The following is a 23619-nucleotide window of genomic DNA, read 5'->3' on the forward strand; positions in this document are numbered from 1 at the left end:
GCTAAACGGCCTGCCATGCAGTCTTGGCCGTTTCGAGATAGTGAGTGCTATGGGGATGGCTGCCCATTAAAGATGCAGAAAAAAGCGCAATGGATGCTGCGTATAGCGATTCAGCGGAAATACTTACTTTGCGCCCTAATAATTTTGCCTGTTTCACTATGAATCGATGAATGGCAGAAGCGAGAAAATGTCCTCTAAGATAGACGAGGATGTTCTCTGTTGTATCGCCTACCTCAGCGTTAGCCGATGAGATTGCACTCCCAGGTATTTTTGAAATTATTCCTGAGACCGCCTCATCAATTTTCTGTGGACACAAGGCGGCAGAATTCAAACTAGTCATAAATCTGCTGCAGTTATCTCCTATTGTCGCCAAGCCGGAGGCGGAAATGGTATTTGCTACATCAAGATGGACAAGTGGTGCAATACATTTGGCAAATTCTTCGATCCAGGATTGGCAAACGCTAGCCGAGATATCGCTTGTTTTGCACCACGCACGAGCTAGCTTCGTAACTGATTCGGTAACATACAGGCTATTTTCAACAGAGTACCCGCGCGTATAGACAATTCGTGGATCTTGAGAGCAGGTCCCCAATATGCGCAAAAAATCTGCGTCTCTGGCGGCAATAGCTATAAGTTGTCCTGATGAAATCTTTCGAATGTAGTCATCTAATGTCGGCGCTCCTCCAACTGGCTCTACTTCAAAATGTTCGTCAGCCACTTGAGAAAACACCTCGTGCCAGAACAGTACGTCATCATCACCCTCAACATAAATGATGGTTTTGGCACCAAAAAAGGCGTTGCGTACGTTTAGTGCATCGTCCGAATATGAGAGATCAGGCATGGAGTATGTCTTCCATGTCCAACAAGCATTGCTTGAATTTTCCGGCGATTTCAGGGGAATGCGTGGCTACAACTATTTGGGCGTTTGGATTCAAAGCTCGAATCGCAGTAAGGATGCTTCGTTGCCAAGCAATATGCAGAGAAAGTTCTGGCTCATCAGCGAGGAAAATGAAAGGGCGTTGTCGCTGTAGCAAGGCTTCAATAAATAGAATTAAAAGCTGCTTTTCGCCCGACGAGAGTTTCGCAAGAGGTACAGACCCCTCAGAAATAACGACTAATTCACCGCCGCTAAACGAAAATTCTTTATCGGCAATGAATGATTTCAATGTCGAAATAAATAGGGTTACTTGGCTAAAGATATCATTTGTTCTGGATTCTGCATCAAGTGATTTGGCTACTACAGCTCGAGTCAGTTTAAATGCTTCAAGAGCTGCGAAATCAATTTTGAGTTCGCGAATCGCTTTTTCATCACCTTTCTTTTCCGAAGCGATTTCGATGTTTTTTATAGTAGTTCCAACTGCAGAAATGTGATCCTGTATCTTCTTTGAGACTTCAGCGCCGCCAACGCCAAGTTGTCTGTAGGCCGAAACAAGATTTTGTCGTTCCGTTGTTTCATCAAAATCAAGAATGTAGCCTCTGTCTCGCTCTTTTATCTCCGTATAGAGCAAAGAGGTTAAAACATCTCGTTGAAGCTTGATGGATACTTCTCTTGCGGCATTGGATAGTTCTAGTTGGTACTGCGTGAGGCGCTGCATAAGGCTTTGCAAACGTACGTCTACTGTGGATGCATATCTTCTCGGAGCTCGTTCACGAGCCTCGGGATCAGGTTCACCACCGATTCGATAAACGGAAAGCGAGGCAACAGATACCAACCTGCCCAGTTCAGCCTTGATTCGCTGAATATCTTCGGTAGCTCTTCTACGCAGAGCTAGGGGCATTGCCCTACCGTCGTCCGCTCCAATCAAAACTGCAGAGAAGCGACGATTTGAGATGTGATAGTCAACCGTGGGGTAAGGCGAAGATTTTGAGTCGACCCGAGCAGCGCGGACTGTCCGAGTTCGCTGTCCATCACTCAAAGTAAGGACGACTTTTTTGAATGGATTTTCATACATGGCTTCTACGTCAACTGCGAGAACTGCATGAACGATGTTCATGAACGTTGTTTTCCCCGTGCCGTTTTTTCCGATGATGATGTTCACGTCATCGCGGAAGTGAGCTGAAGCAGTTCTCGACTGCCAAAATCCTGAGACTTCAATTGAGCTAAGTTTGAACATTGAGTAGAACCCGAAGTGAAGTGCACTGAGATAAAAATGCAGCCTTGAGACCATTGCTCTTGGTTTCAAAGACAGCTTGAGCGATTGTGTAAAGATTTTCTGGAATCACTATAGCGTTCAAGTGCTATGCGACGAGGAGATTCGGTGATCGCCTTTGGCCGCATACGCCACTGTGTTGACATTGTGTCGACACAGTGGCGCACCTAGGCATCGCCGGGCAGCTATCGCCTCCCCGCCCCTACTCCCAATAAACCCAACAAATTCAACGCCCTTCCAGCGTTGACACACCCGCTTGCCCCCCTGGCACGCAGGTTGCGCTAGAGACCTCAGGCAATCCCGCCTGCCGCCACTTCCGCGAGGTCTCCATGAGCATTGAAGCCACCCTGATCGCCCCCGCCCAGCTTGCTGCGCTGCAGTCGTCCGAACCCGTCGTGGTCATCGACACGCGTGACGCCGACACCTTTGCCGCCGGTCACATTCCCGGTGCCGTGAACCTGCGTGAGGTGTTCACGTATCTCGCCACCTCCACGCCCGAAGGCCTGCAGGCGCTCAAGGCCACGTTTGCCGAAGCGCTCGGCGCGGCCGGTTTGTCGGGCAAGGAAACGGCGGTGTTTTACGAAGACGCGATGAACAGCGGCTACGGCCAGTCGTGCCGGGGCTACTACCTGCTCACCTGGCTGGGCTACCCCAAGATCAAGGTGCTCAACGGCGGCTTCAGCGCCTGGAAAGCGGCCGGCCTGCCGGTCTCCACCACGGCGGCCACGCCCACCCCCGCCACCTTCCCGAGCGATCTGCCCACGGCCGACGTGATGCTCACGCAGGACGACGTGAAGGCCGCGCTGGGCACCGACACGGTGTTGCTCGACGTGCGCGACATCGACGAGTGGATCGGCGAATCGTCGTCGCCCTACGGCAAAGACTTCGCCCCCCGCAAAGGCCGCCTGCCCGGGGCCAAGTGGCTGGAGTGGTACCGCTTCATGAAGCCTTCGGCGCAAGGCCCGGTGTTCAAGACGCCCGACGAGGTGAAGGCCGAGTGCGCCACCGCCGGCATCACCACCGACGACACCATCTACCTCTACTGCTTCAAGGGCGCGCGCGCGTCCAACACCTTCCTGGCGCTCAAGCAGGCCGGCTTCTCTGACGTGCGCATGTACTTCGGCTCGTGGAACGAGTGGTCGCGCGACGACAGTCTGCCGATCGAGACTGGTCTGCCGCTGGCCAAGTCCAGCAAAAAGCCCGCGCTGGCCCTGGCCGCCTGAGCCTTCCCTTTTTCCCCGCCCCCTGAAACCCTGGAGACACCATGTCCGTTACCGACACGCTTGAGCCCGTAACCACTGTGAAGGCTTACCTGCGCCCCATCGACAGCGAGGGCCTCGCGGCCTTTGCCGCCAAGGGCAAGGCCAACCCCGCCAGCCGTGGCACCAACAAGGTCCACACCGTGATGGAGGGGCAGTACCGGTCCCTCTCCACCGTGGGCAACCATGCCCCGGTGGTGGTGGACGAGCCGCTGCACCTGTTTGGCGAAGACACGGCACCGGCCCCGGGCGAGATCGTGCTCTCGGGCCTGGGTGGATGCCTCGCGGTGGGCATCACGGCGGTGGCCACCTGGAAGGGCGTGAAGCTGAGCAAGCTGGAGGTGTTCCTCGAAGGCGACATCGGCAACCCCGCCGCGTGGGGCGCCGGTGGCGCGCTGGAGAAGTTGCCGGTCGAGATGGGTTTCCAGGCGATCCGGGTGAAGGTGGTGGTGGAGGGCGACGCGCCGCGCGAGGTGCTTGACGAGATCGTGCAGCACGCGAACTTCTACTCGCCGGTGGCGAACAGCATGCGCAATCCGATTCCGTTTGAGATCGCGCTGGCCTGAAGGCTTCGGCCCCTTCGACAGACTCAGGACGAACGGAGCTCAACCCGAACGGAGGTTTTCTCGTTCGAGCTGGGCTTCGACAGGCTCAGCCCGAACGGGATTTTCCGTGCACCCCAATCTCCTTCTCCGTCCGCCCTGAGCACCCCCTCCGTTCGCCCTGAGCCTGTCGAAGGGCCTACCCCCATGTTGGAGTCCGAATGAACCCGAATGACCTCCCCCGCGAACTGACGCTAGAGACATCGGCCAACGCGCTGCTGGCCGCGGTGCGCGAGGTGGCGCAGGGCCCGTTGGCGGCGGTGGTGGAGTCCATCGACCGCACCGGCTACTACCCGCGCGCCGAACTGCAGCAGCTCGCCGCGCTGGGCGCCATGAGCGCGCACCTGCACGGCGAGGCCGGCCCGGGTGATTTCGGGCTGTCGATCCGCGCCATGGCCGAGGCCTCGCGCGTGTGCGGCGCCACCGGCTTCATGATGTGGTGCCAGGCCGTGTGCGGCCTGTACATGCAGCAGTCGGGCAACCCCGCGCTGAACGGCGAAGCGCTGATGGCGCATGTGCGCGGCGACACGCTGGGCGGCACGGCCTTGTCCAACCCCATGAAGAGCTACGCGCAGATCGAAAGCCTGCTGCTCAAGGCCACGCCGGTGGAGGGTGGCTACATCGTCAACGGCGCGCTGCCTTGGGTGAGCAACCTCGGGCCGGGCCACGCCTGCGGCGCCATTGCCGCGGTGGTGCATGGCGACGAGCTCATCGGCCGCGAGGTGATGTTTCTGCTGCGCTGCGGCGCGCCGGGCGTGGAGCTGCGCGAATGCCCGAGCTTCTCGGCCATGGAAGGCACGGGCACCTACGCGCTGCGCCTCAAAGACCATTTCATTGGCGCCGACGACGTCATCGCCGACGCCGCCAAACCCTTCATTGCCCGCATCCGCGCGGCCTTCGTCATGCTCCAGTGCGGCATGGCGGTGGGTGTGACGCAGGGCGCCATCGATTCCATCTGGGAGGTGGAGGCGCAGCTGGGCCACGTGAACCAGTTTCTGGAAGACCGGCCCGACGCGCTGCAGGCCGAGCTGGATGCGCTCGCCGAGCGTGTGATGAAGCTGGCCGAGACACCCTACAACCCGTCGGTGGAATTCTTCATCGACGTGCTCGACGCGCGCGCCCACGGCGCCGAGTTGAGCCTGCGCGCCGCGCAGTCGGCTCTGCTGCACCAGGGTGCGCGCGGCTACCTCATGAGCTCGGCCGTGCAGCGCCGCGTGCGCGAGTCTCACTTCGTGGCCATCGTCACGCCCGCCATCAAACACCTGCGCAAGGAGATTGCGCGGCTGTCTGCCGAGGTGATGCCGGCATGAACGCCCTTCTGCCCGTGGCCCTGCCCACCCCTCCGTCCGATCTGCACACCCCACCGTTCGGGCTGAGCTTGTCGAAGCCCTCACCAGAAGCCTCCGTGCAAGCCCTCGCACCCTGGCAGCAGTACATCTGCGACGCCTGCGGCTACATCTACAACGAAGCCGACGGCGACCCCGACGGCGGCCTGGCCCCCGGCACGCGCTACGCCGACATCCCCGACGACTGGGCCTGCCCGCTGTGCGGCGTGACCAAAGCCGATTTCACGCCCTACACACCGCCCAGCCTGGACGCGCTGCGCGCCAGCATCCAGGGCAGCGCCCCGGTGGCCACACGCGGCGCGGCGGGTGTGGTCATCGTTGGCGCCGGGCGCGCCGGCTGGCAGATGGCAGAAGCCCTGCGAGCGCTCGATGCCGACCTGCCCATCACCGTGGTCACGGCCTGCGCGGGCGACGTGTACGACAAGCCCATGCTGTCGATTGCCATGGCGCGCAGCACGGCACTGGACCAGCTGGTGAAGGAAAGCGGCGCGGCAGCGGCTGCGCGCCTGAACGTGCGCCTGCTCAGCCACACCCACGCCGTGCGCATCTGCGCCGACACGCAGCAGCTGCGCACCACACGCGGCGTGCTGCGCTTTGATCGGCTGGTGCTGGCCCACGGCGCACAGGCCAATTTGCCAGCCGCGCTGCCAGCGGCGCTGTGCTGGCGCATCAACCACCTCGCCGCGTACCAGAGGCTGCGCGCAGCTTTGGGAGACACACCGAAGGACGTGACCATCGTCGGCGCCGGCCTGATCGGCAGCGAACTCGCCAACGACCTCGCCCTCGGCGGCCACCGCATCACCCTGCTCGACGTGCAGGCCGAGCCGCTGGCGCGCTGGAGCGCCGAGGGCGCGGGCGGCCAACTGCTCGACGCCTGGAAAGACCTGGCCATCCACTTCGTGGGGGGTGTGCAGGTGGCGCAGCTGGAGCAGCTGGCGGGCCGCTACCGCATCACCACCACCTGCGGCCAGCGTTTCGCCGCCGACCAGGTGATCGCCGCCGCCGGCCTGGCCACACCGCCGCGCCTGGCGCAGAGCGCGGGTCTGAAGTGGGACAACGGCATTGCGGTGGACCCGGCAAACCTGAAGACGAGCAACGAACTCATCCACGCCATGGGCGACTGCATCGCCATCAACGGCCAACCCAGCCGCTTCATCGAACCCATCGCGCGGCAGGCGAGGGCCATCGCAGCCGACATTTGCGGCACCACGCCCGCGCCTTATGAGCCGCGCGCAGCGGTGGTGCGGGTCAAGACGACGTCACGGCCGTTGACGCTGCACTGAGCCTCGCGCTCAGCCCTTGCGCTCGGCCTGCACCTGCGCCAACGCCAGGATGACTTCCCGCACCAGCTTGCGCTGCGGCGCGGGCAGGCTGAGGAAGGCGTCGAACACCTCGCGCTCCTGGTAGCTCACGCCTTCGTCCCACCGTTTGCGGCTCTCCTGCACCCGGTGGCGCACGGCCTGGCCGAAGCGCAGCACCTCGGGCTCCACCCGCAGGATCTCGGCCAGCACCAGCAGCTTGTCCTGCGCGGGAATCGCCTCGCCACGCAACCAGCGTGACACCGCCTGGAACGACACCGAGCGCCCCCAGTACTGCGCGTTGAAGAGGTTCAGCAGCACGCCGGGGCGTGGCTCCAGACCGGCGGCCGCCATGGCATCGCGCAGCCGCTGGGCGAATTCGAGCTTGTGTTCCATGCACCGAACGCTAGTTTTCGGCTGCGTTTCGAATCAACATCGTGTTGTATGCTGAATTCACTTGTTGATTGAATCGCTCACCCAAAACCACAACCGCAAGGAGGACAACATGAACCCAACCGTGTCGCAGCGCGTCACGCCCACCACCGCTGCGCTGCTGCAATGGTGGTTTGACCCACCGTGCACGCAGGCCCGGGGCGGGCTCGGCTTTCACGACGAGCAGCGTCGCGCCATCCTGGCCACGATCACGGCGCACGAGGCACTGGATGGCGATGCGCCGCCGATCGAGCGGCCGGTGCACCGCGTGGCGATGACCATCGGCATCGACCAGACGCGGGTCATGCTCGCCCTGCTGATCTGGCAACTGCTCAACCGCACCGATGCGCTCGCCGCCGGCATTGACGACCCCCGTTTCACCAACCGCTTCCTTGCCGTGGCCCACCACGCCCGCGCCCGCGACCGCCTGCTCGGCACCTTTTGCGGCATGCCGGTGCCGGGCGGCCTGGGCGCCCGCGACTTCGGCACATCCGGCCTGGTGCGGCTCGCCGAAATGCTCATCCCCACCAACCGCCGCGACGAGGTCTATGGCTTCGTGTGTGCCCACGTGTGCAGCGGCGCGCAGTTCATGCGCCAGCCGGTGCGCGAGGGTTTGATCGCCATCACCGACGGCCGCCTTGAAGCCTTGGAGTGTTTTGCGCGCCTGCCGCGCGTGATGGTGTTCGACGACGAAACGCGCCCGCCGCTCTGGGCCCACAGCCACAGCGGCGTGAGCAGCCCGGCGTGGCGACAGCACCTGCGCCGCATCGCCTCGGCGCGCGACGAGCTCTGCGCGCAGGTGGTGTTTGCGCAGCACCGGCCCGGCGAAGGCCCGGCCCTCGGCAGGCCTTGAGAGCCCTCAGGCGTTGGCGCCCTGCACCCGCAGGGGAATCACCCGCCTCGCGGGCTTCTCGGCCCGCGCACGCAGCTGCCCACAGCCGCCCTCCACGTCCTGCCCGGCCGACTGCCGCAGCTTGGTGAGGATGCCGCGGCGGTGCAGGCGGCGGGCGATCGACGCGGCCTGTGCCCAGCTGGGGCGCTGGTAGGGCAGGTCGTCCACCGTGTTGTACGGAATCATGTTGAGGATGGCGTGCTTGCCGTGCAGCAGGCGCACGATGCCCTCGATTTCGTCGTCGCCGTCGTTGATGCCTTCGAGCAGCGTCCACTGGTACTGGATCGGATACCCGGTGGCGCGTGCGTAGCGCTCGCCGGCGGCCACCAGTTCGTCGGGTGTCATGCGCGGGGCGCGGGGCAACAGCTGTTCCCGCAAGTCGGCTTTGGTGGTGTGCAGCGAGAGCGCCAGCGCGGGTTTCACACGCGCCAGCGGCAAGGCCTCGAACACGCGCGGGTCGCCCACGGTGGAAAACACCAGCTGCTTGTGCCCGATGTTGCCGATGGTGCCGAGCAGGTCGATGGCTTCCATCACGTTGTCCAGGTTGTGCGCTGGCTCGCCCATGCCCATGAACACCACTTTCTTCACCGGCCGCAAACCGCGCGCCAGCGCCACCTGCGCCACGATCTCGGCGCTGCCCACCTGGCGCACCAGGCCGCCCTGGCCCGTCATGCAGAACACGCAGCCCACCGCGCAACCGACCTGTGTGGACACGCAGAGGCCGTCGCGCGGCAGCAGCACGCTCTCCACCGTCTGGCCGTCGGCCAGCGCCACCAGCAGGCGGGCCGAGCCGTCTTCGCCAGGGTGTTGCGACTCCAGCCGCGCCAGGCCCGCGAGCTCGTCGGCCAACGTGGGCAGCGCCGCCACCAGCGTGGCCGGCAGGAAGTGCGCGAGTTCGCGCCGCCCGCTGTGCTGCGGCAAGGCCTGCGACCACAGGCGCAGCACGCGCTGTGTGTGGCGCGGGTTGGCGCCCAGGGCGTGCAGGCGTTGGCGGAGGTGTTCGATGCGCATGGGGGGAGAAGCTTACAGCCATGACGGCGTTGAAAAAGGCGCGTGAACCCCCTCCCCGTTCGGGCTGAGCCTGTCGAAGCCCTCTCACCCGATCATCCTGAGCTTGTCGAAGGGGCAGGCTCAGTCCGAACGGAAACAAAGGCGCATTACCGGTCAAACAAGGCCGAGAGGGCCGGCCCTGCCTCATCGATGAAGTGACGCAGCTTGGCCGGCACGAAACGCTGACCCGGGTAGACGAGGTGGATAGGGTCGGTGCGCGCGTACCAACCCGGCAACAGCGGCACCAGGTGCCCGTGGTCGACCTCGCGCCGGCACACGTAGTCCGGCAGCAGGGCCACGCCCTGGCCATCGAGCGCGAGCTGGCGAATGAGGCGCATGTCGTTGGCGGCAAAGGCGCAACGCAGCGGCACTTGCGCGCGGGTCTTGCCCCGCGTGAGCGTCCAGCTGTCGCGCCCGAGCGGGCTGAAGCACAGCGTGGCGTGTTGCGTCAGATCTTTCGGCACGCGCAGCGCCGGCGCACGCGCCAGGTAGTCCGGATGCGCAAACGGCGCCCAGCGCGCCTGGCCGATCTGGCGCGCCACCAGGCTGGAGTCGGCCAGTTCGCCGGCGCGCAAGGCGAGGTCCAGACCTTGCGCCACGAGGTCGAGCCGCGCATCGGAAAACACCAGCTCGACCGCCACACCCGGGTGGCGCGCGCGGTAGCCACTGAGAATGCCCAGCAATTGGTCGTCGCCCATGTCGATCGGCAGCGTGATGCGCAGCAGGCCCTGGGCCTCGTGTTTGCCGGCATCGAGCTGAGCCTCGGCTTGCAGGATGTCTTCGAGCCCGCGCGCGGCCTGGTGCAGATAGGTCTGGCCCGCTTCGGTCAGGTGCAGCCGGCGTGTCGTGCGCTGAAGCAGCGTGACGCCCAGGCGCTTTTCCAGCCGCGACACGCGCACGCTCAAGGTGGACGTGGGCATGCCCAGCAGCCGCGCGGCGGCACTGAAGCCACCGGCCTGCGCCACGCGCACGAACACCAGGGTGTCGTTCAAATCGGGGTTCTGCGGGTTCACCGGATTGTTCATCTCATTGAAAAATGATTTGTGATCTTACCGACTTATCACGCACGCATGACCCCGGTACAGTGGACGTTCACAAGGAGAACACCCCCATGAAAACCGTTTCTTTCATCCAGCGCAGCGTCGGCGGCCATTGGGTCGGCGACGGCTTTCCGGTGCGCAGCATGTTTTCGTACAACGACCGGCCCGAGCGCTTCTCGCCCTTCCTCATGCTCGATTACGGCGGCCCGACACGCTTCGAGCCCACCACGAAGCAGCGTGGCGTGGGCCAGCACCCGCACCGCGGCTTCGAGACCGTGACCATCGTCTACGACGGTGAGGTCTCGCACCGTGACTCCAGTGGTGGTGGCGGCACCATCGGCTCCGGCGAGGTGCAGTGGATGACGGCGGCCAGCGGCATCGTGCACGAGGAGTACCACGGCGAGCGTTTCGCGAAAGCCGGCGGGCCGTTCGAGATGGTGCAGCTGTGGGTGAACCTGCCGGCGCGCGACAAGATGGCCGCGCCTGGCTACCAGGGCATCACGCGCGACCAGATCCCCGAGGTGGCACTGCCCGATGGCGCAGGCACGGCGCGCATCATCGCGGGCGAACTGCTCGGCGCGAAAGGCCCGGCCCACACCTTCACGCCCATGCAGGTGTGGGACCTGCGCCTGAAGGCCGGTCACACGGTGACCCTGCCGGCCGCCGCAGGCCACACCACGGCACCGCTGGTGCTGCGCGGCCGCCTGCGCCTGGCCGATGGCCAGGAAGTGGTGGCAGCGAATCTGCCCGTGTTTTCGCGTGAAGGCGAGGACGTGACGCTGGAGGTGCTGGAGGACAGCACCGTGCTCTGGCTGACCGGTGAACCGATCGACGAGCCGGTGGTGGGTTATGGTCCGTTCGTGATGAACACGGAGGCCGAGATCCAGCAGGCCTTCACGGACTTTCAGAGCGGCCGCATGGGCCGCATCACAGCCGACGCTTGAGCAGGAGAACACGATGCTTGAAATGGTGATCACCGCGCGCGCCGCCGACCTGGGCCACGGCCTGAAAGTGCGGCGCGTGCTGCCCTACGCCAAACGACGCATGGTCGGCCCGTGGATCTTCGTGGACCACGCCGGGCCGGTGACGCTGGCGCCGGAAGACACGCGCGCGGCCGACGTGCGGCCGCACCCGCACATCGGCCTGTCCACCGTGAGCTACCTGCTCAGCGGCCAGGTGTTGCACCAGGACAGCCTGGGCGTGCACCAGCTCATCAACCCCGGGGACGTGAACTGGATGACGGCCGGGCGCGGCATTTCGCACTCCGAACGGTTCACGCACCCCGACTCGTTCGCCGGCGGCGGGCTGGAACTCATGCAGCTGTGGGTGGCTCTGCCCGAGAAAGACGAAGAGACCGACCCCGCCTTCACCCACTACCCGGCAGCCGACCTGCCGGTGCGCGACGAGGGTGGCGTGTGGATGCGCCTGATCGCGGGCGAGGCCTACGGCATGAAGAGCCCCGTGAAGACGCATTCACCCCTCTTCTACCTGCACACCGAGTGGCAGGCCGGCGCGAGCCTTGCGCTACCCGGTGGCCACAGCGAGCAGGCGGTTTACGTGGCGCGCGGCGAGATCGAACACGCCGGCGAGACGTATGAGCCCGGCCAGCTGCTGGTGTTCGGCGACGACAAAGACGCGGTGATCACCGCCCGCTTGAGAAGCACGCTCATGGTCTTCGGCGGCGAGCCGCTGGGCGAGCGCCACGTCTTCTGGAACTTCGTGTCCTCGCGCAAGGACCGCATTGAGCAGGCCAAGGCCGACTGGGCGGCGGGGCGCTTTGCACTGCCGCCGGAAGACAACCAGGAATGGATTCCGCTGCCGGGATAGGCTGGCTGCATTCGGACAGAGTTTGGTATATTCTTACCGTTCGTCTATCGATAGATCCGGAGCCAGACATGTCCAGTACCGCCACACTTTCCAGCAAATTCCAGATCTCCATTCCCAAAGCCGTTCGCGACGAACTGCACTGGGAGGCGGGCCAGGAGTTCGTGTTCATTCCCAAGGACAAGGGCGTGCTGGTGATGCCGGTGCCCGAACTCAAGCAACTCGCCGGCATTGCCAAAGGCGCAAGCACGGCAGGGTACCGGGATCGCAAGGACCGCTTCTGATGGCGGCGCCCTTGCGCGTGGTCGACACCTCGGCCTGGATCGAATGGCTGATCGCCTCGTCGGTCGGCAAGAAGCTCGCCAAGGAGATCCCAGAGAAGGACCTGTGCGTTGTGCCGACCATCGTGCAGTTGGAGCTGTCCAAATGGTTGTGGCGCGAACTCGGTGAATCGCAGGCCGATCAGGTGATCGCCTACACGATGAAGTGCCTGGTCACACCGTTGGACACGGCCACCGCGCTGCTGGCAGTCGATCTGCACCGCCAGCACAAGCTGGCCACGGCCGACGCCATTGTGTACGCCACGGCCGTGCAGAAAGGCGCCGAACTGCTCACCTGCGATGCCCACTTCGAAGGTCTGCCGGGCGTGGTCCTGTTTCCGAAATCGCCAGCACACTGACCCGGCATCTTCAGACCCGAGCCAGCAAGCGCCCCACGCTGGCCAGCGCTGCATCGCGCGTCGCGCCATCGGTGGCGCTCTCGGCCAGGTAGGCCGTCACGATCAGCGGCGCACGTTGCGGTGGAAGCGCGATGCCGATGTCGTTCGCATCGTCGCCGGCGGTGCCGGTCTTCTCACCCACGCGCCATCCTGCGGGCGCCCCGGCCCGCAAGCGCTTGCCGCCGGTGGTGTTGGCCAGCAGCCATTGCAGCAGCCGCTCGCGCGAGGCCGGTGCCAGCGCATCGCCCAGCAGCAGCTTGCGCACCGTGTGCGCCATGGCGCGCGGCGTGGTGGTGTCCAGCGGCTCACCGCTGGCGGCGCGGCGGTTCAGCTCGGGCTCGGTGCGGTCATGCCGTGTCACGGTGTCACCGAGGCGGCGGGCAAACGCGGTGAGCGCCGCCGGGCCGCCGTAGCTGGCCAGGATGAGGTTGGCGGCTGTGTTGTCGCTGGTGGTGATCGTGGCTTCGCACAGCTGCGCCAGGCTCAGGCCCTCGCCGCCCACATGTTTCTCCGTCACGGGTGACCACGTCACCAGATCCTGCTGGCGAAAGCGGATGCGCCGCTCCAGCGACTCTTCGCCCCGGTCCGCCCGGGCCAGCACCAGGGCGCTGGCCAGCAGCTTGAACGAGCTCAGCATGAGGAAGCGCTCGTCCGAGCGCCAACCGTGTTCGCGCCCGGTGGCGGTGTCGATGATGTGCACGCCCAGGCGGCCCCGGGCCATGGCCTCGATCTCGCGCAGGCTGTCCTGCAAAGGGGTCGTGTCCGCCCACGCATTTTTGATGGGCAATCCCGCCAGGCTGCATGCCAGCCCGGCGCCGGGGGTCAGAAAGAAAGTGCGTCGATCGATCATGGGTTCTCCTTGAAAAAGGCCCGTATCGTAGGCAGGGCGGGCCCGACATTCAAACGGGAATAATCAAGGACTGACCACAGAAAAACTTGGGGATCCCATGGACCTGCCACTCAACGCCCTGCGCGCCTTCGAGGTGTCGGCGCGGCACCTGAGCTTCACGCGCGCGGCGCAGGAGCTCAATCTCACGCAGACCGCCGTGAGCCAGCACGTCAAGAACCTGGAGCAGCGCCTGGGCAAGCCGCTGTTCCGGCGCGTGCCGCGCGGGCTGGCCCTGACCGACGAGGGCATGGCCCTCTTGCCCACGCTGGTGGACGCGTTCGCGCGCGTCTCGGCCACGCTGGAGAGCTTCAAGGGCGCGCACAAGCGCGAGGTGTTGTCGGTGGGCGCCGTGGGCACCTTTGCGGTGGGCTGGTTGCTGCCGCGCCTGCGCGACTTCCAGGCGCGCCACCCGCTCATTGAGTTGCGGCTGTTCACGCACAACAACCGCATCGACCTCGCCGCCGAGGGGCTGGACTGCGCGATCCGCTTTGGCGACGGCCAGTGGCCCGGCATGCAGACGCGCCACCTGCTGGCCGCGCCACTCGCGCCGGTGTGCGCGCCCTCCCTGGCACACCGCATCCGCGCGGTGGCCGACCTCGGGCGCGAGACATTGCTGCGCTCCTACCGCTCGGACGAGTGGCCTCAGTGGTTCGAAGCGGCCGGTGCGCACTCGCCCCTGCTCACTGGGCCGATGTTCGACTCGTCACTGGTGCTGGCCGACGCGGCGGCCCAGGGCGCGGGCGTGGCGCTGCTTCCGCTGGCGCTGTTCAGCCGCGACCTGCAAAGCGGGCGGCTGGTGCGCCTGTTCGACGTCGAGGTGGACGTGGGCGGGTACTGGCTCGCACGCTTGAAGACGCGGCGCAAAAGCTCGGCCATGAAGGCGTTCCAGGAGTGGATCGAGCAGCAGACGCCGGAAGCGCAGCGCTGAACGAGCCCATCGACGGCGGTCACAACACGGTGCCGTCGCCGATGCTTTCGATCACAAGGTCCAGAAATGCGCGCAACCGCGCGAGCCCCCGCAGGTCCTGGTGATAGGCGAACCAGACATCACGGCCTGGCGGAACAGGATCGATGTCGTGTCTCTCGAGCCCGGGAAAGGCGTCTCCCAGCAGCGTGGGCAGCACGGCAAAACCGACCCCCAGGGCGCACAGGCGGGCCTGCACATCGCGGTTGTTGCTCCCCAGCGCGAAGGTGGCCGCTGGAAACGTGGTCTGCAACCAGTGCACATCCGGGAGGTCTTCGAGCGCCGTGTCCAGTGTGATGAGCCGGGTGCCTTCGCCGTTGCCTGCGATCGGCGGCGGCGCCCCGGCAGGCCCATACAGGGCGTAGGTCATGTGCAGCAACTGCCGCTGGACCACCTCCGGGCTCTCGGAAGGCCGGATGCGGAACACCAGGTCGGCCTCGCGTCGCGCCAGATCGAGAAAGCGCGCGTCGGTGATGAGGTCGATGCGCACGCCTGGGTGGAGCGCCGCGAATCGCGCCACGACAGGCGAGAGCACATGGAGTCCAAACCAGTCTGAGGACGACACGCGAAGAAGGCCCTGGAGTTCGGCGCCTTGTCCGGCGAGCTGTCTTTCGATGGCGAGCGCCTCTTCTTCCATGCGCTCGGCGTGCCGCAGTACCGACGCGCCTTCATCCGTCAGTTGAAACCCCTCGCGTCCACGTTGAAACAGCCGTTGACCGGTGGACTCTTCCAGCGCCCGCACGCGGCGTCCCATCGTGGGCTGAGACAGGCCCAGACGCTGCGCCGCGCCATTCAACGAGCCCGAGCGGGCCACCGCCAGAAAGATGCGGACATCACTCCAGTCCATGGTCACATTCAAAAATGAATTTATAGAGTTCAGTTTTGTGAATTTACATGCAAATGTGAATTCGGCACAGTGGAATCCCAGCATCACCCACTGTGAATAAGGAGCTCATCATGTCCCTCTCAACGCTTCCCGCCACCATGCAGGCCGCCCTCGTCCGCGAAACCAACGGCCCCTTCAGCATCGCCGAACTCCCGCTTCCAGACGTCCCTGCGGGGCATGTTCTGGTGAGCATTGCCGCCAGCGGCGTCAACCCGTTGGACGCCAAGATTCGCGCCGGGACGGCGGCCCATGCGAAGCACCCACTTCCCGCGATCCTCGGCATGGACCTGGCCGGGGTGGTCGTTCAACTCGGTGTCGGCGTGACTCGCTTCCAGCCGGGCGATGAGGTCTACGGCCTCGTGGGCGGCGTGGGCGGCCTGCAAGGCACCCTGGCCAGATACGCCGCCGTCGATGCCGACCTCCTCGCGCACAAGCCAAAGACCCTGTCCATGCGGGAGTCGGCCGCGCTCCCTCTGGTCTCCATCACCGCTTGGGAAGGTCTGGTGGACCGCGCGCGCACGGACGCTGGTCACCAAGTGCTCGTGCATGGGGGCGCGGGCGGGGTCGGAAGCATCGCCATCCAGATGGCCCGCGCGCTGGGCGCCGAGGTCTTCACCACCGTGAAGCCGGCGCAGTTCGATCGGGTCCGAGCGCTGGGTGCCACGCCCATTGACTACACGGTTTCAACGCCAGCCGACTATGTTCTCGAGCACACCGCCGATGAGGGATTCGATGTGGTGTACGACACCGTGGGCGGCGCCACGCTCGATGCGTCCTTCGTGTCGGTGCGCCGGTACACGGGCCACGTGGTGAGCGCGCTCGGCTGGGGTACCCATGCGCTGGCGCCGCTGTCCTTCCGGGGCGCCACCTATTCGGGCGTGTTCACGCTGATGCCCATGCTCAGCGGCATGGGCCGCGCGCACCACGGCGACATCCTGGCCCGGGTCGCCGAGTGGGTCGATGCGGGTCGGCTCCATCCGCTTGTGGATGACCAGAGGTTCACGCTGGACTGCGCCAGCCAGGCACATGCCCGCATGGCGAGCGGCCGCGCCGTGGGCAAGGTGGTGGTTGACGTCGCCTGAGCGGAGAGCGTTGTGCTCAAACGTGCCGGTGGATCGGTGCTCAGTGGGTCCGCGCCGAGTTGGCACCGTGCCAGCCGCTGCGGTAGGTCTCGTATCCGGGCGAGGCGGCGTGAGCGACGCAGGTCTCCCGGCCTTCGATGCGCAGGACGGCCGAGCTGGGGGGCTGCTTCAGCAGCGCTTTCCACACGCTGATGTCCAGCTGAGATGTGCCGTCCTGCATCGAGTCGGCCAACACGCGGCCGGTGTTGTCGATGATGCAGACGCGGGTGCGGGCCCATTCGTCGGCTGTCAGCGGCGTGCGACGCACGATGGTCCCCGCCAGCGCGTCCCAGTCGAACAGGATGCCCAGCACGCCCAGCAAACGGCCATGCACGTCGACCAGCACGAGGTCGCTGTACACGGTGTAGGAATCGAGGATCTGGCCGAGGCGGCGCTGGGCATGCTGGCGGTGAGGCGCGCTCGGATCGCGCACGCAATCCACCGCCGCCGCATCGGTGGCCCACCAGCGCACGTCGCAGCTGCGCTCGTACAGGTTGCGGTCGATGAGGTCGATGTTGGTCAAGGCCAGTTCGCACAGGCGCGCGTCGCGCACCTGACGGCCGGTTTCGTGGGCGTCGCCACGCAGCCGCGCGGTGAGGGACTTGACCTCGCTCGAGAGGCGGTTCATTTCGGTCGCCACCACCGCGAAGCTGCCGCCCGCCGCGCCGGCGCGCGCGGCTTCAATGCGCGCGTTGACCGACAGCAGCTGGGTCGAGAGGTTGACGTTGCTCACCTCATCCAGCGCCGTGTCGACCCCCCGCAAGAGGGATTCCGAAAGCGAGGCGATGGCAGCAATCTGCTGCTCGACCGCCGCGCCTCTGTCGCGCGTCTCAGCGGCGCCGTTGGCCGTCCCGATCTCACCGTTGCAGCCCATCATTGAACTCCTTGCCCGTGAACCATCCAAGGTTTTTCGACACAAGGCGGCCCGGCTTGAGCCCGGGCGCTCAAAGTCCGAGGACGCTCAGGCCGGGATGGTCGTCGGGCCGCCGACCCAGGGGCCAATGAAACAGGCGCTCGCTCTCGTGGATGGGCCGGTCATTGATGCTGGCGTGGCGCTGCTCCATGTAGCCGAGTTCGTTGAACTGCCAGTTCTCGTTGCCGTGCGATCGGAACCACTGGTCCGAGTCGTCGCGCCATTCGTAGACGAAGCGCACGGCGATGCGGTTGGCATTGAACGCCCACAGTTCCTTGATGAGCCGGTAGTCGAGCTCCTTCGCCCACTTGCGCACCAGGAAGGCGTGCACCTGATCGCGGCCCACCGGAAACTCCGCGCGGTTGCGCCAGCGCGTGTCTTCGGTGTAGACCTTGACCACACGGTCCGGGTCGCGGCTGTTCCACGCGTCCTCAGCCCCGCGCACCTTCTGCGTGGCGGACTCGGCGGTGAAGGGCGGCAGTGGCGGGCGCGGCTCCATCAGTACTGCTTGTACGGAAGAAATTTGCCCGACATCACGATGTTCACGCGGTCACCGTTCGGGTCGGCCTGGCGCTGCATGTCCATCTTGAAGTCGATCGCGCTCATGATGCCGTCGCCGAACTCTTCGTGGATGAGTTCCTTGAAGGTGGTGCCGTACACGCTCACGAGTTCGTAGAAGCGGTAGATCAGCGGATCGGTCGGCACCGAGGTGGGCAGCGAACCCTTGTACGGCACGACCATCAGCCACTTCTGCTCGTCGCTGGAGAGGCCGAAGATCTTGCCCAGCACCTTGGCCTGGGCGGGCGTGGCGGTCATCTGGCCCAGGCACAGCGCGGTGGTCCATTCCTTGGACTGGCCCACCTTCTTGGCCACGTCGGCCCAGCTCAGGCCCTTGGTGACTTTGGTGGTGATGATTTTTTCGGTGACGTCGAGTCGACTCATGGTGTTGCCTCGTTGCTGATGTTGAAGAAAAGGAAGGGGGAAACCGTCAGTGCGCTTTTGCGCGCGAAACCAGGAAGTCCACGATGTGGTTTCTGAGGTCGTAGTAACCATCGAGGTGGTGCAGCTGCGCGCGTGTGCGGCTGCGCGGCAGCGGGTTGACCACCACCTCGGCCATGCCGCCGGGCTTGTAGCCGTCGGGCGTCTCGGTTCCGTTGCTCATGAGCAGGATGCGGTCGGCCAGCAGGATGGCTTCGTCGACGTCGTGCGTGATCATGAAAACGGTCTGCTGCGTCTCGCGCACGATGCCCATCAGCTCGTCCTGGATGGTGCCGCGCGTGAGCGCATCGAGCGCGCCAAAGGGCTCGTCGAGCAGCAGCATCTTGGGCTGGATGGCGAAGGCCCGCGCAATGCCCACGCGCTGCTTCATGCCGCCCGAGAGCTGGCTGGGCTTCTTGTCGATGGCCGGGCTCAGACCCACCAGCGCCACGAATTTTTCGACGTGCGCATTGATCTGCGCACGGCTCCAGTCGGGCCAGCGCGACTTGACGGCAAACGCGATGTTCTGCCGCACGGTGAGCCAGGGCATGAGCGCGTGGCTCTGGAACACCACGCCGCGCTCCAGGCTCGGGCCGGCGATCTCGCGGCCGTCCATGAAGCAATGGCCCGAGGTGGCGGTGTCGAGCCCGGCGAGCACGTTGAGGATGGTGGTCTTGCCGCAGCCGCTGTGGCCGATGATGCAGACGAACTCGCCCTTGTCGATGGCGAAGGACACGTCGGCGAACACCGGCTTGTCGGCCTGGTAGGCCTTGGCGAGGTTTTCAACCTGGAGGAAACCGGTCATCTTGGGCGCTTTCGTTGGGGCCGGTACAGAGGCTTGGGACAGGGTGGCGGTTTCGCGCACGCTGGTGTCACTCCACATAGGTCACCGCCTTCTGCAGCTGGGCGAACATGAGGTCGAGCAGCATGCCGACCACGCCGATGAGCAGCACGGCAAAGATCACGTTGGTCAGCGAGAGGTTGTTCCACTCGTTCCACACGAAGTAGCCCACGCCGGTGCCGCCCACCAGCATCTCGGCGGCCACGATCACCAGCCAGGCGATGCCCATGCTGATGCGCATGCCCGTGAGGATGGTCGGCGCGGCGGCGGGCAGGATCACCTGGAAGGCCTTGCGGATAGTGTTCACCTCCAGCGTGCTGGCCACGTTGAGCCACTCGCGCTTGACGGCGGACACGCCGAACGCGGTGTTGATCAGCATCGGCCAGACCGAGCAGATGAAGATGACGAAGATGCCGCTCACGTCCGAGTCTTTCAGCGTGTAGAGCGCCAGCGGCATCCAGGCCAGCGGGCTGATGGGCTTCAAGACCTGCACGAAAGGATCAAACGCCTTGTGCATCAGCGGCGACATGCCGATGAGAAAACCCAGCGGAATGGCCACCGCCATGGCCAGCAGAAAGCCCAGGCCCACGCGGCCCAATGAGTGCGCAAGCTGGATGCCGATGCCCTTGTCGTTCGGCCCCTTGTCGTAGAACGGATCGGACAGATGCCCCCAGCTGGCCTTGGCCACTTCCATCGGCGGCGGGAAGCCGGTGCTCTTTTCGGCACCGGGGTCCTTGCCCATCATCTTGGCGTACTCGATCTCCTCGGCCGTCATGCCGCTCGACGAGCCGCCGATCGACGGCCCCGAGGTGGACAGCTGCCAGGCCCCGATGAAGAGGCAGAAGATGATCAGCGAGACCAGGGCTGCGCGCAGGTTGAGGGAGGCCGTCTTCATCTTCAGGCCGCCTTGCTGATGGCGAAGCTCTTCAGGTATTCAGCCGGCTTGGCCGCGTCGAACACCTTGCCCATGATGGTGTGCTTGGTGTAGCCACCGCCCGCGGCGAACGGTTGACCCAGGTCCTTCATGTGCTTGCGCGCGTCGGTGATGAGGAACACCTTCTCGGCCACGGCCTTGTAGTCCACGTCACCCTTGACGTAGCCCCAGCGCTGCATCTGCGTGAGCATCCACACGGCCATGCTCTGCCATGGCATCGGATCGAAGTCGGCGCGCTCGGGCACGTTCTGGATCTTGCCCAGGCCGTCGGCAAAGCGGCCGGTGAGCACCTGCGTGAGCACGGCCTCGGGCTGGTTGAGGTACTGGCTGGGCGCGATCACCTTGGCAATCAGCTCGCGGTTCTTCGGGTCGCGCGCCATGGCGGCCGAGGTGAGCACCGCGCGGTAGAGCGCTGCGAAAGTGTTGGGGTTCTTCTGGATGAACTCGGTGCTGGTGCCGAAGGCGCAGCAGGGGTGGCCGTTCCAGAGGTCGCGGGTGAGCACGTGGATGAAGCCGACCTCATCGAACACCGCGCGCTGGTTGAACGGATCGGGGCCGAGGAAGCCGTCGATGTTGCCGGCGCGCAGGTTAGCCACCATCTCGGCCGGCGGGATCACGCGCAGCTGCACGTCGGTGTCGGGGTTCAGGCCGTTCTCGGCCAGGTAGTAGCGCAACAGGAAGTTGTGCATCGAGTAGTCGAACGGAATGCCGAACTTGAAGCCCTTCCAGTTCTTCGGGTCGCGGTTGTTCTTGTGCTTGAGCGCCAGCGTGATGGCCTGGCCGTTGATGTTCTGGATGGTCGCCACGTTCATCGGCACGGCGTTGCTGCCCAGGCCCAGGCTGATGGCCAGCGGCATGGGCGAGAGAAAGTGGGTGGCGTCGTATTCCTTGTTGATCATCTTGTCGCGCACCAGCGCCCAGCCCGCCGTCTTGGTGACTTCGACGTTGAGGCCTTGCTTCTGGTAGAAGCCCAGCGGCGCGGCCATGATCAGCGGCGTGGCGCAGGTGATCGGGATGAAGCCGATCTTCAGGTTGGTCTTCTCCAGCGACCCCTGTTTCTCTTGCGCCATGGCCTGCAGGCTGGCCACAGGCAACACGCTCGCAATGGCGGCCATGGCCGTGCCCTTGCCGACCGCGCGCAGGAAGCGGCGGCGCACCTCGTCGTGCGGGAACAGCGCCTTGACCAGCGTGGCCTCGATGAACTCGTTGCTGTAGGCCTCGAACTCGGCGGTCTCGCTGCGCCGGCGCAACTCAATGGCCGCACCATCGGCGGCCACCTCGGCGTGGTGGTCGGCTACTGAGTGGTCGCGCCCGCAGCTGCACTTGAGCATGAGCGGGCGGTCGGCGTTGTAGGGATCGAAGAATTCGGACATGGCGCGCACCTCGTGTGTTGATGAACGAGGTGGTCATTGCAAGCACCGGGCCAGATGCCGTGCCGGCGGCGTCTGTGGCCGCAGGGCTGCGCAAGTCGCGGGGCGCTGACCGACGCTGTGTAGGGCCAGCCCTACACAGCGTCGGCCTTCAGGTGGGCATTCAGGCGGATTTGGGCGCGCGCGCGTGGCGTTCGGCGTAGAGCGCGAGCTCCACGTCGTTCTTCGCGCCGGTCTTGTCCAGCACGCGTGCACGGTAAGTGCTCACCGTGTTGGCCGCCAGGCCGAGTTGCGCACCAATTTCGCTCACGGTGCGGCCCTGGGTGAGCAGGCGGTAGACCTGGTACTCGCGGTGCGAGAGCGCCTCGGGTCCGGTCTGCGCACCCGCGCTGCCCACCGCGGCGGCGAGCGCTTCGGCCGTGGCCTGGCTCACGAACACCGCGCCGCCCGCGGCCTTGCGCACCGCCGCAATCATGTCGTCGGGGTCGGCGCTCTTGTTGAGGTAGCCACACGCACCCAGGCGGATGCAGCGCACCGCGTACTGTTTTTCGGGGTAGGTGCTGAGCATGAGCACCGGCAGGCGCGGGTGCTCGCGCTTGATGGCCTGCAGCACGTCCAGCCCGTCGAGCCCGGGCATGGCGATGTCGAGCAGCACGAGATCGAGTCCCTCGCTGCCGTGGAAGGCCCTCACCACGTCGAGCACCTCGGGACCGGTCTGCGCCTCGGCCACCACCTGAACGTCGGGCGCGTCTGCCAGGATCTGCTTGAGCCCCTCGCGCACGATGCGGTGGTCGTCACCGATCAGCACGCGGATGGTTTCGGTCATCAGGTCGAATTGCGTGTTCAAACCAGGTCTCCAGGGGGCAGTGTCACCGTCAGGCCCATGCGCGTGCCCTGTCCTGGTGCGCTGTCGATGTGAATGTCGCCGCCAAAATGCCGCGCCCGCTCGCGCATGCCCATCACGCCATAGGCATCGGCCGCCTCAAACGCCTGGGCCGGCGCGCCCACGCCATTGTCTTGCACGGTGAGTCGCAGCGAAGTCCCCTTCACGACGATGTGCACGCCCAGGCGGTCGGCGCGCGAGTGGCGCCCCACGTTGCTCAGCATCTCCTGGAAGATGCGGAACACACCCATGGCCAGCGGCTCGGGCGGGTCCGGCACGTCGTCCACCTCCATGCACCAGTTCAGGGACATCTCGGCCGACTGCACGAATTCCTGCGCCTGCCATTCGAGCGCGGCCCACAGGCCCTGGTGGTCCAGGATGCTGGGGCGCAGGTCGGTGATGATGCGACCCACGTTGTCCACCGCGTTCTCGATCAGGCGGCTCATGTTCTGGCACTTGCAGCGCATGCGCTCGCGCATGTCGCCGGCGGCCTCCAGCGTGCGCTGCTCCTGCTCGGAGAGGCGCTTGTCCAGCCAGTTCACGTCCATCTTGAGCGCCACCAGCAGGCTGCCGAGCTCGTCGTGCACCTCGCGCGCAATGCGCGTGCGCTCTTCCTCGCGCACGGCTTCCGAGCGTGCAGCCAGTTCACGCACCTGCTTGAGCGCTGTGGCCAGCGCAAGCGTGCGCTCACCTACGCGCTCCTCCAACTCGTCTTTGGCGCGCTGCAGGGCGTCGGCCGCGCGCTTGCGGTCGGTGATGTCGACGAAGGTGACCACCGCGCCGCGCACGGCGCCGCCGTCGACGATGGGGTGGCTGGAGTACTCGACCGGGAAGCCTGAGCCGTCGCGGCGCCAGAACACCTCGGTGTCGATGCGGCAGGGCAGGCCTTCCAGAAACGCCTTGAAGATCGGGCAGTCTTCCACCGGGTAGTGCGCGCCGTCGGCGTGCGAGTGGTGGGTAAGGTCGTGCATGTTGCGGCCCAGCAATTCGTCGGGCTCAAAGCCGATCATGCGGGCGCCGGCGTGGTTGATGAACACGCACAAGCCGTCCAGATCAATGCCGAACACGCCTTCGCCGGTGGAGGCCAGCAACAGCGCCAGCGGATCGCCCCAGGCACGGGTGGGCGGGGTGGGGGCGTCGATCTGCATGTGGCGGTGGCACGCAATGAATGTGCCAAAGCGGTGCGTGGTGCGGTGGGCGCCCGGGGTGACAATGCGCAGCACAACCCC

At 65.1% G+C, this 23619-nt stretch carries 26 protein-coding genes; 11 read left to right on the plus strand and 15 right to left on the minus strand.

The genetic code is table 11. The annotated features are described in order from the left end of the window. Nucleotide 1: 1 nt before the first annotated feature. Nucleotides 2-841: a DUF4435 domain-containing protein gene (locus ASE11_RS25115; protein ID WP_082585437.1), complete on the minus strand. Its 840-nt coding sequence runs from the start codon at nt 839-841 to the stop codon at nt 2-4. After that, nucleotides 834-2168 (minus strand): AAA family ATPase, encoded by a 1335-nt coding sequence (locus tag ASE11_RS25120; RefSeq protein WP_082585438.1) that lies wholly within the window; start codon nt 2166-2168, stop codon nt 834-836. Before ASE11_RS25120 ends, ASE11_RS25115 begins: the two co-directional genes overlap by 8 nt. Nucleotides 2169-2479: 311 nt before the next feature. On the opposite strand from ASE11_RS25120, the gene ASE11_RS01555 reads away from it, so the two are divergent. From ASE11_RS01555 to ASE11_RS01570, 4 genes are all read left to right on the plus strand, one after another. Continuing rightward, nucleotides 2480-3373: a sulfurtransferase gene (locus ASE11_RS01555; protein WP_056264819.1), complete on the plus strand. Its 894-nt coding sequence runs from the start codon at nt 2480-2482 to the stop codon at nt 3371-3373. A 41-nt stretch (nt 3374-3414) separates the two neighbouring features. After that, the gene (locus ASE11_RS01560; protein WP_056264823.1) at nt 3415-3975 is read left to right on the plus strand and encodes an OsmC family protein; all 561 of its coding nucleotides are present in this window, start codon (nt 3415-3417) and stop codon (nt 3973-3975) included. Nucleotides 3976-4172: 197 nt separating this feature from the next. Continuing rightward, nucleotides 4173-5321 (plus strand): acyl-CoA dehydrogenase family protein, encoded by a 1149-nt coding sequence (locus ASE11_RS01565; protein WP_056264826.1) that lies wholly within the window; start codon nt 4173-4175, stop codon nt 5319-5321. Then, complete coding sequence (locus ASE11_RS01570; RefSeq protein WP_082585439.1) at nt 5318-6640, plus strand: FAD-dependent oxidoreductase; 1323 nt, start codon at nt 5318-5320, stop codon at nt 6638-6640. Before ASE11_RS01565 ends, ASE11_RS01570 begins: the two co-directional genes overlap by 4 nt. Nucleotides 6641-6649: 9 nt before the next feature. On the opposite strand, the gene ASE11_RS01575 is transcribed toward ASE11_RS01570, so the two are convergent. Further along, a complete protein-coding gene (locus tag ASE11_RS01575) occupies nt 6650-7051 on the minus strand; it encodes a helix-turn-helix domain-containing protein (RefSeq protein WP_056264829.1) in 402 nt (133 codons plus the stop codon). A gap of 109 nt (nt 7052-7160) precedes the next feature. Here ASE11_RS01575 and ASE11_RS01580 point away from each other — a divergent pair, with 109 nt between their 5' ends. Continuing rightward, nucleotides 7161-7940: a hypothetical protein gene (locus ASE11_RS01580; RefSeq protein ID WP_156406192.1), complete on the plus strand. Its 780-nt coding sequence runs from the start codon at nt 7161-7163 to the stop codon at nt 7938-7940. 6 nt (nt 7941-7946) lie between these two features. Here the strand turns inward: ASE11_RS01580 and ASE11_RS01585 are convergent, their stop codons facing one another. Continuing rightward, entirely contained in the window at nt 7947-8990 is a 1044-nt protein-coding gene (locus tag ASE11_RS01585; protein ID WP_056264834.1) for an RNA methyltransferase, read from the minus strand. Between the two features lie 146 nt (nt 8991-9136). Beyond that, nucleotides 9137-10054, minus strand: a complete 918-nt coding sequence (locus tag ASE11_RS01590) for a LysR family transcriptional regulator (protein WP_056264838.1) — start codon at nt 10052-10054, stop codon at nt 9137-9139. A gap of 86 nt (nt 10055-10140) precedes the next feature. On the opposite strand from ASE11_RS01590, the gene ASE11_RS01595 reads away from it, so the two are divergent. The 4 genes from ASE11_RS01595 to ASE11_RS01610 all read left to right on the plus strand — a co-directional run bounded on the left by ASE11_RS01595 (nt 10141) and on the right by ASE11_RS01610 (nt 12572). Beyond that, complete coding sequence (locus tag ASE11_RS01595) at nt 10141-11013, plus strand: pirin family protein (protein WP_056264842.1); 873 nt, start codon at nt 10141-10143, stop codon at nt 11011-11013. A gap of 13 nt (nt 11014-11026) precedes the next feature. Then, on the plus strand, nt 11027-11896 hold the full coding sequence (locus tag ASE11_RS01600) for a pirin family protein (RefSeq protein ID WP_056264846.1): 870 nt from the start codon (nt 11027-11029) through the stop codon (nt 11894-11896). A gap of 68 nt (nt 11897-11964) precedes the next feature. Beyond that, nucleotides 11965-12177 (plus strand): AbrB/MazE/SpoVT family DNA-binding domain-containing protein, encoded by a 213-nt coding sequence (locus ASE11_RS01605; protein WP_056264850.1) that lies wholly within the window; start codon nt 11965-11967, stop codon nt 12175-12177. Continuing rightward, complete coding sequence (locus ASE11_RS01610; protein ID WP_056264853.1) at nt 12177-12572, plus strand: type II toxin-antitoxin system VapC family toxin; 396 nt, start codon at nt 12177-12179, stop codon at nt 12570-12572. Before ASE11_RS01605 ends, ASE11_RS01610 begins: the two co-directional genes overlap by 1 nt. A 10-nt stretch (nt 12573-12582) precedes the next feature. Here the strand turns inward: ASE11_RS01610 and bla are convergent, their stop codons facing one another. After that, nucleotides 12583-13461 carry a class A beta-lactamase gene (gene bla / locus ASE11_RS01615; protein WP_056264856.1) on the minus strand — a complete coding sequence of 293 codons (879 nt, stop codon included), beginning with the start codon at nt 13459-13461 and terminating at the stop codon, nt 12583-12585. A 97-nt stretch (nt 13462-13558) separates the two neighbouring features. Between bla and ASE11_RS01620 the strand changes: the two genes are divergently transcribed. Next, on the plus strand, nt 13559-14428 hold the full coding sequence (locus ASE11_RS01620) for a LysR family transcriptional regulator (protein WP_056264858.1): 870 nt from the start codon (nt 13559-13561) through the stop codon (nt 14426-14428). Between the two features lie 19 nt (nt 14429-14447). Here the strand turns inward: ASE11_RS01620 and ASE11_RS01625 are convergent, their stop codons facing one another. Then, nucleotides 14448-15311, minus strand: a complete 864-nt coding sequence (locus ASE11_RS01625) for a LysR family transcriptional regulator (protein WP_056264861.1) — start codon at nt 15309-15311, stop codon at nt 14448-14450. 110 nt (nt 15312-15421) lie between these two features. Between ASE11_RS01625 and ASE11_RS01630 the strand changes: the two genes are divergently transcribed. Further along, complete coding sequence (locus ASE11_RS01630) at nt 15422-16432, plus strand: zinc-dependent alcohol dehydrogenase family protein (RefSeq protein WP_056264866.1); 1011 nt, start codon at nt 15422-15424, stop codon at nt 16430-16432. A 40-nt stretch (nt 16433-16472) separates the two neighbouring features. On the opposite strand, the gene ASE11_RS26955 is transcribed toward ASE11_RS01630, so the two are convergent. The 8 genes from ASE11_RS26955 to ASE11_RS01670 all read right to left on the minus strand — a co-directional run bounded on the left by ASE11_RS26955 (nt 16473) and on the right by ASE11_RS01670 (nt 23538). Further along, nucleotides 16473-17348, minus strand: coding sequence for a methyl-accepting chemotaxis protein (locus tag ASE11_RS26955; RefSeq protein WP_056264870.1), 876 nt, complete (start codon nt 17346-17348; stop codon nt 16473-16475). A gap of 67 nt (nt 17349-17415) precedes the next feature. Beyond that, entirely contained in the window at nt 17416-17883 is a 468-nt protein-coding gene (locus tag ASE11_RS01640) for a DUF1348 family protein (RefSeq protein ID WP_056264871.1), read from the minus strand. Next, nucleotides 17883-18326: a cyanase gene (gene cynS, locus ASE11_RS01645; protein ID WP_056264874.1), complete on the minus strand. Its 444-nt coding sequence runs from the start codon at nt 18324-18326 to the stop codon at nt 17883-17885. Before cynS ends, ASE11_RS01640 begins: the two co-directional genes overlap by 1 nt. Nucleotides 18327-18372: 46 nt before the next feature. Further along, entirely contained in the window at nt 18373-19167 is a 795-nt protein-coding gene (locus ASE11_RS01650) for an ABC transporter ATP-binding protein (protein WP_414842419.1), read from the minus strand. A 67-nt stretch (nt 19168-19234) separates the two neighbouring features. Then, on the minus strand, nt 19235-20098 hold the full coding sequence (gene ntrB / locus ASE11_RS01655) for a nitrate ABC transporter permease (protein ID WP_056264881.1): 864 nt from the start codon (nt 20096-20098) through the stop codon (nt 19235-19237). Between the two features lie 2 nt (nt 20099-20100). Further along, nucleotides 20101-21510: a CmpA/NrtA family ABC transporter substrate-binding protein gene (locus ASE11_RS01660; RefSeq protein WP_056265611.1), complete on the minus strand. Its 1410-nt coding sequence runs from the start codon at nt 21508-21510 to the stop codon at nt 20101-20103. Between the two features lie 160 nt (nt 21511-21670). Next, a complete protein-coding gene (locus ASE11_RS01665; RefSeq protein WP_056265616.1) occupies nt 21671-22333 on the minus strand; it encodes a response regulator transcription factor in 663 nt (220 codons plus the stop codon). A gap of 17 nt (nt 22334-22350) precedes the next feature. Next, entirely contained in the window at nt 22351-23538 is a 1188-nt protein-coding gene (locus ASE11_RS01670) for a PAS domain-containing sensor histidine kinase (RefSeq protein WP_056265618.1), read from the minus strand. Between the last annotated feature and the right edge of the window lie 81 nt (nt 23539-23619).

It is taken from the genome of Hydrogenophaga sp. Root209 (assembly GCF_001428625.1).
GTDB lineage: Bacteria > Pseudomonadota > Gammaproteobacteria > Burkholderiales > Burkholderiaceae_C > Hydrogenophaga.

What these genes read in the sequence shown, in the direction of transcription:
- ASE11_RS01565 (WP_056264826.1), top strand. Translation starts at nt 4,173, where the DNA reads ATGAACCCGAATGACCTCCCCCGCGAACTGACGCTAGAGACATCGGCC.
- ASE11_RS01590 (WP_056264838.1), bottom strand. Translation starts at nt 10,054, where the DNA reads ATGAACAATCCGGTGAACCCGCAGAACCCCGATTTGAACGACACCCTG.
- ASE11_RS01630 (WP_056264866.1), top strand. Translation starts at nt 15,422, where the DNA reads ATGTCCCTCTCAACGCTTCCCGCCACCATGCAGGCCGCCCTCGTCCGC.
- ASE11_RS25120 (WP_082585438.1), bottom strand. Translation starts at nt 2,168, where the DNA reads ATGGTCTCAAGGCTGCATTTTTATCTCAGTGCACTTCACTTCGGGTTC.
- ASE11_RS01625 (WP_056264861.1), bottom strand. Translation starts at nt 15,311, where the DNA reads ATGGACTGGAGTGATGTCCGCATCTTTCTGGCGGTGGCCCGCTCGGGC.
- ASE11_RS01610 (WP_056264853.1), top strand. Translation starts at nt 12,177, where the DNA reads ATGGCGGCGCCCTTGCGCGTGGTCGACACCTCGGCCTGGATCGAATGG.
- ASE11_RS01650 (WP_414842419.1), bottom strand. Translation starts at nt 19,167, where the DNA reads ATGACCGGTTTCCTCCAGGTTGAAAACCTCGCCAAGGCCTACCAGGCC.
- ASE11_RS01570 (WP_082585439.1), top strand. Translation starts at nt 5,318, where the DNA reads ATGAACGCCCTTCTGCCCGTGGCCCTGCCCACCCCTCCGTCCGATCTG.
- ASE11_RS01585 (WP_056264834.1), bottom strand. Translation starts at nt 8,990, where the DNA reads ATGCGCATCGAACACCTCCGCCAACGCCTGCACGCCCTGGGCGCCAAC.
- ASE11_RS01575 (WP_056264829.1), bottom strand. Translation starts at nt 7,051, where the DNA reads ATGGAACACAAGCTCGAATTCGCCCAGCGGCTGCGCGATGCCATGGCG.
- cynS (WP_056264874.1), bottom strand. Translation starts at nt 18,326, where the DNA reads ATGAGTCGACTCGACGTCACCGAAAAAATCATCACCACCAAAGTCACC.
- ASE11_RS01605 (WP_056264850.1), top strand. Translation starts at nt 11,965, where the DNA reads ATGTCCAGTACCGCCACACTTTCCAGCAAATTCCAGATCTCCATTCCC.
- ASE11_RS01670 (WP_056265618.1), bottom strand. Translation starts at nt 23,538, where the DNA reads ATGCAGATCGACGCCCCCACCCCGCCCACCCGTGCCTGGGGCGATCCG.
- ASE11_RS01580 (WP_156406192.1), top strand. Translation starts at nt 7,161, where the DNA reads ATGAACCCAACCGTGTCGCAGCGCGTCACGCCCACCACCGCTGCGCTG.
- ASE11_RS01555 (WP_056264819.1), top strand. Translation starts at nt 2,480, where the DNA reads ATGAGCATTGAAGCCACCCTGATCGCCCCCGCCCAGCTTGCTGCGCTG.
- ASE11_RS01560 (WP_056264823.1), top strand. Translation starts at nt 3,415, where the DNA reads ATGTCCGTTACCGACACGCTTGAGCCCGTAACCACTGTGAAGGCTTAC.
- bla (WP_056264856.1), bottom strand. Translation starts at nt 13,461, where the DNA reads ATGATCGATCGACGCACTTTCTTTCTGACCCCCGGCGCCGGGCTGGCA.
- ASE11_RS01665 (WP_056265616.1), bottom strand. Translation starts at nt 22,333, where the DNA reads ATGACCGAAACCATCCGCGTGCTGATCGGTGACGACCACCGCATCGTG.
- ntrB (WP_056264881.1), bottom strand. Translation starts at nt 20,098, where the DNA reads ATGAAGACGGCCTCCCTCAACCTGCGCGCAGCCCTGGTCTCGCTGATC.
- ASE11_RS01595 (WP_056264842.1), top strand. Translation starts at nt 10,141, where the DNA reads ATGAAAACCGTTTCTTTCATCCAGCGCAGCGTCGGCGGCCATTGGGTC.
- ASE11_RS01660 (WP_056265611.1), bottom strand. Translation starts at nt 21,510, where the DNA reads ATGTCCGAATTCTTCGATCCCTACAACGCCGACCGCCCGCTCATGCTC.
- ASE11_RS25115 (WP_082585437.1), bottom strand. Translation starts at nt 841, where the DNA reads ATGCCTGATCTCTCATATTCGGACGATGCACTAAACGTACGCAACGCC.
- ASE11_RS01600 (WP_056264846.1), top strand. Translation starts at nt 11,027, where the DNA reads ATGCTTGAAATGGTGATCACCGCGCGCGCCGCCGACCTGGGCCACGGC.
- ASE11_RS01620 (WP_056264858.1), top strand. Translation starts at nt 13,559, where the DNA reads ATGGACCTGCCACTCAACGCCCTGCGCGCCTTCGAGGTGTCGGCGCGG.
- ASE11_RS26955 (WP_056264870.1), bottom strand. Translation starts at nt 17,348, where the DNA reads ATGATGGGCTGCAACGGTGAGATCGGGACGGCCAACGGCGCCGCTGAG.
- ASE11_RS01640 (WP_056264871.1), bottom strand. Translation starts at nt 17,883, where the DNA reads ATGGAGCCGCGCCCGCCACTGCCGCCCTTCACCGCCGAGTCCGCCACG.